Source organism: Marinifilum caeruleilacunae, assembly GCF_013141825.1.
Lineage (GTDB): Bacteria > Bacteroidota > Bacteroidia > Bacteroidales > Marinifilaceae > Marinifilum > Marinifilum caeruleilacunae.
Genome location: NZ_RZNH01000040.1, coordinates 12,158 through 24,560 on the forward strand (window position 1 = coordinate 12,158; position 12,403 = coordinate 24,560).

The window sequence follows — 12,403 nt, forward strand, 5'->3', positions numbered from 1 at the left end:
AAGCACTAATCATTAATCATTAAACATTAAAAGACATAATGAGAAAACTTTATCAAATTGTATTTTCGATGATTTTAGTGATGGGACTTGCTTTTAGTGCCTTTGCTCAAAATCAGGAAGATGCAGCAGCAAAACTAACAAGCGGGAAATGGATTAACCATACAGATGGTTATATTCCGAATCCCATTGGTGAATCCAAAAAAACCGTAAAACGTTATAAAACAATTGAGTTCAAGAAAGATAAGACTTTTACAATGGACTCGATTAAGCAGAGATTTACTGGTCATTGGACTTTGGAAGGAACAAGCTTGACAATGACTTTTAATCCGAAAGAGGTAACTCATTTGCACAAAAACACTGATCCAAACTCAGGTTCAAATGCATATGTTACCACTTCTGAAATCTTAAAGTTGAAAGATCGCGTTGCGAAAATCGAAGGTGATCAGCTTAACTTTGGAAACCCAATGCTTGATTGTGAACACAACTCGGGTGCGGTTGTTGGCTTGAAAAACTTTTATGAGTTTACTGGCTTTGCAAACGTTACCGGCGGTCACCTTCTGATGATTTTGATCGGTTTAGTATTCATTTTCTTAGCCATTAAATATGACTATGAACCATTGCTATTGATTCCGATTGGTACAGGTATCATCATTGGTAACATTCCGATGTTCCAGGCGGTTGACTTTAACTTGAAGTTAGGTATCTATGAGCCAGGATCAGTTATGAATATTCTATATTCCGGGGTTGTTAACGGATGGTATCCTCCATTGATTTTCCTTGGTATTGGTGCGATGACCGACTTCTCGTCCCTAATCTCTAACCCTAGATTGATGGTTTTGGGAGCGGCAGCTCAGGTTGGTATTTTCGCTACTTTCCTTGGTGCACTTTGGTTAGGATTTGCTCCACCAGAAGCAGGTGCAATTGGTATTATTGGTGGTGCCGATGGTCCAACAGCTATTTTCCTTTCATCGAAATTGGCAAATGGTATGAACGTAATGGCCAATGGGGAAACCGTGAAGAACTTAATTGGTCCTATCGCGATTGCAGCATATTCATATATGGCATTGGTTCCGGTAATTCAACCTCCAATTATCAACTTGTTTACTACCAAGAAGGAAAGAACCATTAAGATGAAACCACCACGTGCGGTTACTCGTCTTGAGAAAATTATTTTCCCAATTGTAGGATTGTTGTTGACAGCCTATATTTCGCCAACTGCATTACCACTATTAGGTATGTTGTTCTTCGGTAACTTGTTAAAAGAATCGACTGTAACAAACAGATTGGCAGATACAGCAAGTAATGCATTGATTAACACTATTACTATTTTGTTGGGTGTTACTGTGGGTGCTTCAACTCAGGCTGATGTATTTTTAACTAAGGATTCAATCATGATTTTCGGCCTTGGAGCTGCTTCATTTATTGTAGCAACTGCTGGTGGTGTAATCTTCGCGAAAGTGATGAACTGGTTGTCGCCTAAAGATCGTCCAATTAACCCAATGATTGGTGCTGCTGGTGTATCGGCTGTACCAGATAGTGCACGTGTGGTTCAAAACCTGGGATTACAAAATGATCCTTCGAATCACCTTCTAATGCATGCAATGGCTCCTAACGTATCAGGTGTTATTGGTTCTGCAGTGGGTGCAGGTATTCTATTGAGTTTCTTGATGTAAGAAAACATCAAAAAATCATATTTTCAAGGGGTGTTCGTAACGAACACCCCTTTTTAATTTCCATTATATTGCAATAAATCATTGTTTTATGAACAATCTTGCCTTATATTTATAGTAACTAATTATATCAGATGTAAAAATGGTTTTAATGGGAGAGGCGCGAGAATAATTTCATTTTCCGTTTCTCCTGTTTTGCATCTTATACAAGTCTGGACCTATGGAAGAGAAAGTTAAAATCGGTATTGCCGGAAATTTTGATTCCAAACTAAGAGGCGATTGTAAAATCCAGATTGAACTCACAAAGTCTGGGGGGATTTGTATTGATTTAAATTCAAAGGTTAAAGCATTCTTTCAAAATTCTATTTGCCAATTGGTACAGGATATGTTGCATTTTTATGCCATCAAAAATGCCAAAATACAAATTCAGGATTTAGGAGCCTTGCATTATGTAATTGCAGCAAGAATGGAAGCTGCTATTTCTCAGCTAATAGATTCGAATAGGGAATATCTGCTTCCGCAAATAAAATCAAATTGTGATCGGGCTGTTCGCAACAGAAACAGGTTCTCCCGGTTGTACCTGCCTGGCAATACGCCCTATATGATGATTAATGCCGGGCTTCATCAGGCCAACGGGATTATATTGGATTTGGAAGATTCGGTGGCACCAGCTAAGAAACACGAAGCACGTTATATTGTCAGAAATGCCTTGCGGTCTCAAAACTTCTATGGATCTGAACGAATGGTAAGGATTAATCAGGGTGATATGGGGATTCAGGATTTGCATTTTGTAGTGCCGCATCATGTTCAGCTGATACTAATTCCAAAAGTTGAAGATAAGAGGGTGATAATAAGGGTAGAGGAGGAGATTAGTAGGATCAGAAAAGCACATAAGATTCAGTCGGAAATACTGTTAATGCCAATTATTGAGAGTGCTTTAGGAATTGAGAATGCCTTTGAAATTACAAGTGCATCCAAAAATATTGTTGCCATGGCGATTGGTCTGGAAGATTATACGGCTGATATTGGTGTAAAAAGAAGTGAGGGTGGCAAAGAGTCTCTTTATGCGCGGATGAAAGTTGTTAATGCCTGTCATGCGGCAAGAATTCAGGCCATTGATTCTGTCTTTTCTGATGTTGCGAATGTAAAAGCTTTACAGGAGAATGTAAAAGCTTCAAAAGCCCTTGGATTCCAGGGAATGGGATGTATTCATCCTCGTCAAATAAAGGTCATACACGAAAACTATGCACCCGATTTGCAGGAAATCGAAAAGGCAAAGAAAATTGTGAATGCCTATTATCTCGCAAAGGAGAAAGGTTTGGGTGTTGTTTCTCTTGGAAGTAAAATGATAGATGCTCCTGTAGTGAAGAGGCAACTTAAAACGCTTGAACTGGCAAAAGAGTTGGGCTTAGTATCGGAAAATTGGAGGGAAACAGATGAAAGCTGATATGATTACCAATGCTGCAGGAAGAAAAGTTCCTGATAAGATTAATGGAGAAGCTGTTATTCCCTACCAGGGAGTAGGAAAATACCATCCTCTGGGGAATAAATATAATGCCAGAATTTCTGTGGCTGCAAACTACCCATCGGATGGAAATAAACAGGTTTCAGACCTAAAATCAGCTCTGCTCAGGGCTGGTATAAAAGATGGGATGACAATTTCTACACATCACCATTTTCGAAATGGAGATTTACTGGCTAACCAGCTGTTTGATGTGGCAAAAGATCTTGGAATAAAAGATTTAATTTGGTTTCCATCAGCATCTTTTCCTTGCCACGAACATTTAATTCCTTATTTGGAAGATGGTACCATAGCAGGTATCGAAGGTAGTATGAACGGGCCTTTGGGAAAGTTTTGTTCCGAGGGGAAAATGAAAAGAACTGCTGTTCTCAGATCCCATGGAGGAAGGTATCAGGCCATTCAGGATGGAGAGCTTACAATTGATATTGCAGTGATTGGAGCTGCCAGTGCCGATGCATTTGGAAATGCCAATGGTTTAAATGGTCCATCTGCATCTGGTTTACTTGGATTTGCATTGGCCGATTCGCAATATGCCGATAAAGTGATTGTGGTAACAGATCATTTGGTTCCCTTTCCTTGTGTTCCATGGCAAATACAAGGAAACTACGTGGATTTTACAGTGGTGTTAGATAAAATTGGGATTCCTGAGAAAATTGTGTCTGGTACAACTCAAATCACCAAGAGTCCCGATCGATTGCTAATTGCGGAATTGACCGCAAAATTTTGTGATGAGGCCGGAATTATAAAGGAAGGTTTTTCATTTCAGGCTGGAGCAGGCGGCACTGCTTTGGCTATTGGTGATTTTTTTGCCCAAATCATGAGAAGAAAAGGCATTAAGGCAAGATTTGCAAGAGGCGGAAGTAATCAATACCTTATAAATATGCTCGAAGAGGGATTGATTGATTATGTACTGGATGGTCAAACTTTTGATCTGTCAGGCGTAGAATCGATGAGGAAGAATGAAAATCATGTATGGACAAGTCCATTTACCAGCTATAATTATCATGGTAAAGGAAATTTTGCAAGCATGTTGGATGTGGTGATACTTGGGGCCACCGAAGTAGATTTAAATTTTAATGCAAATGTGGTAACACATAGTGATGGTTATTTATTGCATGGAATAGGGGGATGGCAGAATTGCCTATTTGGAAAAACAGTGATCCTGCCCATTCCACTCTTTAGAAACCGAATACCGATTATTCGCGATCGGGTTACCACTCTTTGCGGACCCGGTGAGTTGATCGATGTAATTGTAACCGAAAGAGGGATTGCCATTAATCCTTTAAGGCAGGATTTGATAGAGAAACTACAAGATTCGGATCTTCCTATTAAAAGCCTGGGAGATTTAAAGCAAGAAGCAGAGGAGATTTGTGGTGTTCCTGAACCAGTTGAATTATCTGATGAGATTGTTGCGGCAATAAAATGGGTTGATGGAACCGTAATTGACGTTGTGTATAAAGTAAAAGAGATGTAAAAAAAAGCTTCGAGTAATCGAAGCTTTATATCTTACCAAAGTTTAAATCTACTTTGCGAACTTTCTTCCTTTTTAACAATCTTAGGTACCTCGACATCTAAAATGCTATTGATATAGGACATACACTTTCCACATCCGGTATTGGCTCCGGTGTATCGTCTTATTTCCTCTATCGTTGTAGCATTCTTATCGTGAATAGCACTATCTATTGTTTTTCTATCAACCATCTGACAGTTGCAAACTATGTCTCTCATTCTTATTCTGATTTTGATTTTATTCTGTTGTAAATATATACATTCTTAGATATAAAACAGAGAAATAAAGCATTTAGTTTTAATTTAATCTAAATAAGATGTAGAATTCAATATTCTAAAGCTGATTTTCCAGGAATATTTTCATCTGACGGTACATGTCTATCACTTCATCCTTTTTGGGTAAAGTCTCATACATTTTTTTAAGGTAGTTCTTCTCACTTACAATTTTAAAACTCTTCTTAAAGTTCAAATCATAAATCCATGACATTTGATGCAGTTTCAGCTCGTTTAAAGTAAGAACATCTTTATTGCTTACTACCTTTTCATCAACAATGGCTTTGTACACTTTTTTTGAAATTTCAGGCTGATCAGCCAGTTCCATTTCAAGTCTTTTATTGGTGCCCGATTTATATTCTGAATAATATTTCGAAACAATGTTCAAAGCATCAATTCTATCGGCATCACGCAATAATTTTGCTATTGTCAATGCATTTTCGTTTATCGACTTTGGAAGTACATCAACACCATGGTACCTGATGCATTCAAAAACGATCTCTTTTTTGTCATCATCCAATTCGCTTAAAACATTCTCCGATTGAAGTAAAGAAATACCTAAATCGATATGATTTACATGATCGGTATCCGAAAATGTCTCATAATTCATCAACTGCTCAAATCGGCCAACATCATGTACCAATGCAGATATCCTGGCAATAAGAGTCTCAGTTTCGCTTACACTGGCCTCTTGCATCAAGTCTGATAACAACTCAACGGTATTAAATGAATGATTCCTTTTTAGTTCGATATTGAACTGGATTTCATCATTTTCGCTGGTTAAGCTATTTGAGTAGGTATCAAACCAGGATCTAATATTTTCGTAAATTTCTTGATTCAAAGTGTATGTATTAAAATAGCTCGCAAAGCTACATTTTTTCTTCAAAAAGGGAAAGTAAAAACCTGATTATCGAACGGATATATTCTAAGATGGTTTCGCATATATACTACATCTGCATGAGAAGATGCGTATGTTGAAGATAATCAGAAGATGTAATTCGTTTATGCCAAATTAACAGAATTCTTCAATCTCGAAATTGGAAAAAGAAAAAGCGATCATATTAAATGATCGCTTTATATATATAAGGTATAGATTGAACTTAGTTCTTTGGTACGTTTTGAATAATATCAATCAGATGCAACCAGAATTTTTCAACAGTTTCAATATTGATTCTCTCGTCAGGAGAATGAACATCCCTTAAAGTAGGACCGAAGGAAATCATATCCATGTCTGGATATTTTTCAAGGAATAAACCACACTCCAACCCGGCATGAATTGATCTTACCACAGGCTCCTTATCGAATAAACGCTTGTAAGAATCAACAGCAACAGTTAAAATTTCTGAATTTGGATTTGGCGCCCAACCCGGATAACCATCGGTATGCTCGATATTTGCACCTGCCAAAGTTAAAGCACTTCCAACCATTTGTGCAATGTTATACTTTTCGCTGTCAACATCACTTCGTTGCGAAGTGGTGATTAAGATTTTGTTACCATCTACGAACTTAACAGATGCAAGATTGGTTGAAGTTTCAACCATGCCAGGCATTCTTGAACTCATTGAGAATACACCGTGCGGACATGCATAAATTGCATCGAACAAATTGTTACTGATTTCACGGTCAATCACAAATTCTGGTGTTTCAACCGATTCCAGAGTTATTTTTAATTTTGGCTCATAAATTTCCCAAACGTGTTCCATTTCTGCCGCATAAATATTTAAATCGGCACGAACATTCTCTTTAAATTCAGAAGGAATGGTAATAATGGCGAAGGCTTCTCTTGGAATAGCATTTCTTAAATTACCACCATTAAAATCATGAAGCCTGATGTTATATTTCTTATTGATTTGCCAAAGAAATCGGTTTAGAATTTTATTTGAATTCCCTCTTCCCTTGTTGATTTCATCTCCAGAATGACCACCCAGTAATCCTTTCACATCAATTCTTAATGCAAAATGTCCTGTAGGTACTTCTTCTTTTTTGTATTCCATATTGGCAATTGTATCGATACCACCGGCACAGCCAATAAAAATTTCGCCTTCGTCTTCCGAATCCAGGTTTAATAAAATTTTACCATCGAAAAAGCCTGGTTGCAAGGCAAACGCCCCTGATAAACCAGTTTCTTCATCAACTGTAAATAAACATTCAATCGGTCCATGCTCAATGTCAGTGGCAGTCAATAATGCCATTTCAGCAGCCATTCCAATACCATCATCGGCACCTAATGTGGTTCCTTTGGCCTTTACCCAACCATTATCAATCCACGGTACAATTGGGTCTGTATCGAAATTGTGCTCGGTTTCGTTGTTTTTCTCACATACCATATCCATATGCGATTGCAAAACAACAGTTTTTAAATCTTCCTTACCAGGAGTGGCTGGTTTCTTAATTAAAACATTACCAATTTCGTCTCTCTTAGTTTCTAAATTGTGCTTTTTTCCAAAGTCAAGTAAAAATTCAATGATTTTTTCTTCTTTTTTCGAAGGGCGTGGTACCTGACAGATATCTTCAAAATGTGCCCAAACTGATTTGGGTTGTAATTGGTCTAGTATATTTTCCATTGTTGTTTAAATTTTTCTCAAATGTAAGAATAAGAATTTGGATTGTATTTGTGAAAATATGCTAAAATTTTACATTCAAATCTTATTTTTTTAAGGGATTGCTCATTTTTTTTGGGTTTTATTTAATTTAAACTGATAACAATTAATTGTAGCAATTCATGAGCTAAGTGATACTTGATTATGAATAGATTATATGATGGAAAAATTTATGCTTTAAGATTTGTTTAACAAGACAGGGATGGAAACATGATAAAAGTCATACGGATAAAGGGCGCTTGGAACTTGTTAAAATTTGTTAAAAGAGATAATTCTACTATATTTATGATCGAAAATTACCATTAACCATATTAGAATCTTTACTTAATTACTAACTAAAAAAGTTTTTTTATGAAAAAAATGATTGGACTATTTGTATGTCTATTCCTGATAGGTATGCAAATAGTAAATGCGCAAAGCAAACAGATTTCTGGTACTGTAACAAGTGCTGAGGATGGGCTGGGTATGCCTGGTGTATCTGTTGTTATTAAAGGTACCACGATTGGTGCTAGTACTGATATTGATGGAAAATATTCATTAGAAGCTCAAGCATCGGACGTTTTGATGTTTAGTTTTGTTGGGATGATTACACAAGAAATTACAGTAGGAGATCAATCTGTAATTAACGTTGTGTTAGAATCAGAGTCAATTGGTGTTGACGAAGTTATTGTAACTGGTTATACTTCTCATAGAAAGAGTGAGGTTACTGGTTCTGCTGTTCAGGTAGACGGTGAAACTCTTGCTGACATGCCAGTACCTAATGTAGAGCAGGCACTTCAAGGTCGTATTGCAGGTGTTAATATCTCTGCTGCTTCTGGTACTCCTGGTTCGGAGCAAAAAATTCGAATTAGAGGTCGTAGCTCGATTACCGCTGGTAATGAGCCTTTGTATGTGATTGATGGTGTTCCTGTAATTAGTGGTAGTGTATCTAGTAGTACAGCTACTTCTTCTTTATCAGCTATGGCTGCATTGAACAGTAACGATATCGAAACAATTACTGTATTGAAAGATGCAACTGCAACTGCAGCTTATGGTGCTCGTGGTGCGAATGGTGTAATTGTAATTACTACTAAATCTGGTAAGTCAGGTAAAGCTAATATTAATTTCTCTGCTACTTATGGTATCTCTAACGATGCGGTTGATGGTCCTACTATGTTAACAGGTGCTCAAAGAGAAGAATTGTTTTATGAATCGTTAATGAATTCATTTGATCTATCTTCTCAAGCTGAAGCAAGATCATTTTATGAAGCAAATCCAAGTTCATTTGGAACTGACTATGTAAGCTGGAATGCTGCTGGTAGACCTGAAACTGATTGGGCTGACCTTATTACAAATGATAATGCTATTATGCAGGAGTATAACTTATCTGCAACTGGTGGTAAAGATGGTATTAAATATTATGTTTCTGGTGGTTATTTGAAACAAGAGGCTACTGTTATTGGTTCTGAACTAGAGAGATTTACAGGTTCTGTAAACTTAGATTTTGATATCTCACCAAAATTGAAGTTCTCTACTAAGAACTCTGCATCTCATATGTTCCAGGATGGTCTATTGGAAGGTAGTGCATACTTCTCATCTCCTAGAGCTAGTAAGTTCTTTATGCCTTCAATCGATCAGGCGTATAACGCAGATGGTACTTTAAATTACGAGACTACTTCTCTTCCTAATCCATTGTTCATTGCCCAGAACGATATCGATCAGCAGAGATTTACAAGAATTATTACTAATAATAGTTTGACTTGGCAAACTCCTATCGAGAATTTGACTTTCACTACTAAAATGTCTATCGACTACCAGGTTTTCAATATGAAAACTTACGATAACCCATTAAGAGGTGATGGTGATGGTGAAACAGCTGGTCGTGGTGAAGTTGCGAACAGAAACAGAGCAAACTACGTGTTCCAAAATATCGTGAACTATCAATTGTCTTTAGATGGTGGTCATGAATTTGACTTTAAGGCAATTCAGGAGTACGAAGAGAGAAGAAGATATTTCATGTATGCAGCCGGTGATAACTTTTCAGATGTAGGTTTAACTAACCTTAATTCTGCAGGTAATCCAACTGATGCAACTGCAGATTATACAGACGAGGTTCAAGCTTCTTACTTAGGTTTAATTCACTATGCATACCAAGGTAAATATGTAGCTGATGTTACTTACCGTCGTGAAGGTAGTTCTAAATTCCACCCAGACCACAGATGGGGTAATTTCTGGGCAATTGGTGGTGCTTGGAATATCAACCGCGAAGATTTTATGGCAAACTACGACTTTATTGATATGTTGAAGTTTAGAGCGTCATATGGTAAGTCTGGTAATAACAATATTGATATTAATCAATATCAAGCATTGCTTTTTTATGATTCTAACTATGGTGGCGAAGGTGCTTCTTATCCTGGAACTTTTGGTAATAACGGTCTAGCTTGGGAAACTTCTTATTCATTAGATCTTGGTCTTGATTTTGGTTTATTTAACAATAGATTCTCTGGTTCGATTGGTTACTATAGCAGAGAAACTCAGGACATGTTACTTAGAGTACCATTATCACTTACACAGGGACACCCTAATAGAAATGAGAATATTGGTAGAATGGAGAACAAAGGTTGGGAGTTCGAATTCAATGTAGACGTTGTTCGTTCAAATGACTTCAATGTATCTGTTAGTGGTAATGTTGCTACCAATAAGAATGAGATTTTAGAGCTGGCTCTTGATACCAATGGTGATGAAAGAAATATTACTTCAACTACAACAAGAGTAGAAACAGGACATCCTGTATATGGATGGTATATGCCAACATGGGCTGGTGTTGATCCTGATACTGGTAGTGAACTGTGGTATGTTGATGGTGTTGGTAGTGAAACTACTGATAACTTTAATGATGCTAACCAAGTATGGCAAGGTGGTAGTGCAATTCCTGAATTAACTGCAGGTTTGAACCTTCACGTTGACTACAAAGGATTCTTCCTTGATGCAAGTGCATTCTATGCAGGTGGTCACAAAATTTACGAACAATGGCACAGATATACCAATGGTACTGATGTATTCTCTACATTGTATTACCAAGGTGTAAACACATTGATGGACAGATGGCAAAAGCCAGGTGATACTGGAACAAGATTTGGTAAATTTGAATACACAGGTAGACCATGGCAAAGACACTCTAAATTCCTTTATGATGGTGACTTCATTCGTTTGAGAGACCTTTCTGTTGGTTATGATTTCCAAAAAAATATTACAGATGCTATTGGTATCGGTGGTTTAAGAGTATTCGTACGTGGTACAAATTTATTAACTTGGGTTAAGGATGATAACTTGAAGTATGATCCAGAAGTTGATACTGATGGTTTTACAGGTATGGAAACTCCTGCTGCTAAGTCATTTATTTTTGGTGTTAATGTGAAATTTTAAGAAAGTATGAAAAAAATAAATATATTATCTAAGATTGCAATGTTGTTTGTGTTCGTTGTTGCAATGAACGCATGTACAACAGACGATTTAGAGCCTTCTACAGAACAAAACAAAGCGGTTGAAGGTGGTATTGCTTCTTCAGAAAACCTTTATGGCGTTTTAAAGGGCGCTTATAGCCGTATGACAGAGTCTGGTTACTACGGAAGAGATTATATTATTAATAATGAGGTTCGTTCGGATAACTGTTTCTCTAATGGTAATTCAGGTCGTTTCACAACTCAGGCAGGTTTCAACTATTCTGCTAATACTGGTTATTTTTGGGATGAGGCTTATGAAGTAATTGCTAGTGCAAATATTGTAATAGGTGTAAATGCTGAAGATCTTACGGGTAGTCAAGATTACATCAAACACATGCAAGGTCAGGCTTATGTTATGAGAGCGTTGGTACATTTTGATCTTGTTAAACAGTATGGTCAACAGCATGCTGGTGGTACATTAGGAGTTCCTTATGTTACAGAATATAAGGGTGATAATTTGTATCCAGCTAGAAATACTGTTGCGGAATGTGAAAATTTCATCATGCAAGATCTTGCAACTGGATTTGGTTTGATGAGTACATCTCAAGATCCATCAAACGAGTTTATTACTAAGTATGCTGCTAAAGCAATTGAATCAAGTGTAGCTGTTTATTTTGGTGATTGGGCTGCTGCAATAGCTGCTGCAGAGGCTGTAATGAATAATACTGACTATGATATTATACCTGCAGGTGGATTTGTTTCGTCATTTGCTTCTGATGTGGCTTCTAACTCAATTTTCGAATTGGCATTTAGCTCGACAGATAACCGAGGTATTAATGGTTTGGCATACATTTACAGAACAACAGGTGGCGGTAGCTATGGTGATGTTCAGGTAATTGATGATGTGATTAACCTTTACGAAGTAGGTGATGTGCGTGCTGATATTCTTGGATACGAAGGTATTATGCTTAGAAATATTGGTAAATTCCCGGATAACCAAGGTTATGACAATGTAGGTGTAATCAGATACGAAGAAGTAGTATTGAATTATGCTGAGGCATTATTTAGAACTGGTGATGAAGCAAATGCATTAATTCAAATTAACTCAATTACTTCAAATCGTGGTGCATCTGCTTATTCTTCTCCTTTAACTGCGGATGATTTCTTATTAGAAAGAAGAAAAGAGTTCATCTTTGAAGGTAAACGTTTCGAAGATTTAGTAAGATTTGGTAAGAATATTACAAAGGAATATTTACAGCAAAACTTTTCTGAGACAATTCCTTATGGAGATTACAGAATAGCTTATCCTATTACTCAAGCTGAAATCGATGCTAACTCTAATATAGTACAAAATACTGGTTACTAGAAAATTAAGTAATAGATTATAATATGAAAGGCTGTCTCTTT

General features: G+C 37.0%; 8 protein-coding genes. 5 read left to right on the top strand and 3 right to left on the bottom strand.

Annotated features, from left to right (window positions below):
- Nucleotides 1-38 precede the first annotated feature (38 nt).
- The 3 genes from ELS83_RS18245 to citF all read left to right on the top strand — a co-directional run bounded on the left by ELS83_RS18245 (nt 39) and on the right by citF (nt 4,666).
- The gene (locus ELS83_RS18245) at nt 39-1,673 is read left to right on the top strand and encodes a sodium ion-translocating decarboxylase subunit beta (protein WP_249414501.1); all 1,635 of its coding nucleotides are present in this window, start codon (nt 39-41) and stop codon (nt 1,671-1,673) included.
- Between the two features lie 217 nt (nt 1,674-1,890).
- Nucleotides 1,891-3,117, top strand: a complete 1,227-nt coding sequence (locus tag ELS83_RS18250) for an aldolase/citrate lyase family protein (RefSeq protein WP_171596984.1) — start codon at nt 1,891-1,893, stop codon at nt 3,115-3,117.
- Nucleotides 3,107-4,666 (top strand): citrate lyase subunit alpha, encoded by a 1,560-nt coding sequence (gene citF, locus ELS83_RS18255; RefSeq protein WP_216616677.1) that lies wholly within the window; start codon nt 3,107-3,109, stop codon nt 4,664-4,666. Before ELS83_RS18250 ends, citF begins: the two co-directional genes overlap by 11 nt.
- Nucleotides 4,667-4,698: 32 nt before the next feature.
- Here citF and ELS83_RS18260 read toward each other — a convergent pair whose 3' ends face one another.
- The 3 genes from ELS83_RS18260 to ELS83_RS18270 form a co-directional block, all read right to left on the bottom strand.
- Nucleotides 4,699-4,920 (bottom strand): (2Fe-2S)-binding protein, encoded by a 222-nt coding sequence (locus tag ELS83_RS18260; RefSeq protein ID WP_171596985.1) that lies wholly within the window; start codon nt 4,918-4,920, stop codon nt 4,699-4,701.
- A 115-nt stretch (nt 4,921-5,035) separates the two neighbouring features.
- Entirely contained in the window at nt 5,036-5,815 is a 780-nt protein-coding gene (locus ELS83_RS18265; RefSeq protein WP_171596986.1) for an HD domain-containing protein, read from the bottom strand.
- A gap of 259 nt (nt 5,816-6,074) precedes the next feature.
- Nucleotides 6,075-7,538 (bottom strand): aminoacyl-histidine dipeptidase, encoded by a 1,464-nt coding sequence (locus ELS83_RS18270; protein ID WP_171596987.1) that lies wholly within the window; start codon nt 7,536-7,538, stop codon nt 6,075-6,077.
- 387 nt (nt 7,539-7,925) lie between these two features.
- Between ELS83_RS18270 and ELS83_RS18275 the strand changes: the two genes are divergently transcribed.
- Entirely contained in the window at nt 7,926-10,979 is a 3,054-nt protein-coding gene (locus tag ELS83_RS18275; protein WP_216616680.1) for a SusC/RagA family TonB-linked outer membrane protein, read from the top strand.
- A gap of 6 nt (nt 10,980-10,985) precedes the next feature.
- Nucleotides 10,986-12,362, top strand: a complete 1,377-nt coding sequence (locus tag ELS83_RS18280) for a RagB/SusD family nutrient uptake outer membrane protein (protein WP_171596988.1) — start codon at nt 10,986-10,988, stop codon at nt 12,360-12,362.
- Nucleotides 12,363-12,403: the final 41 nt, after the last annotated feature.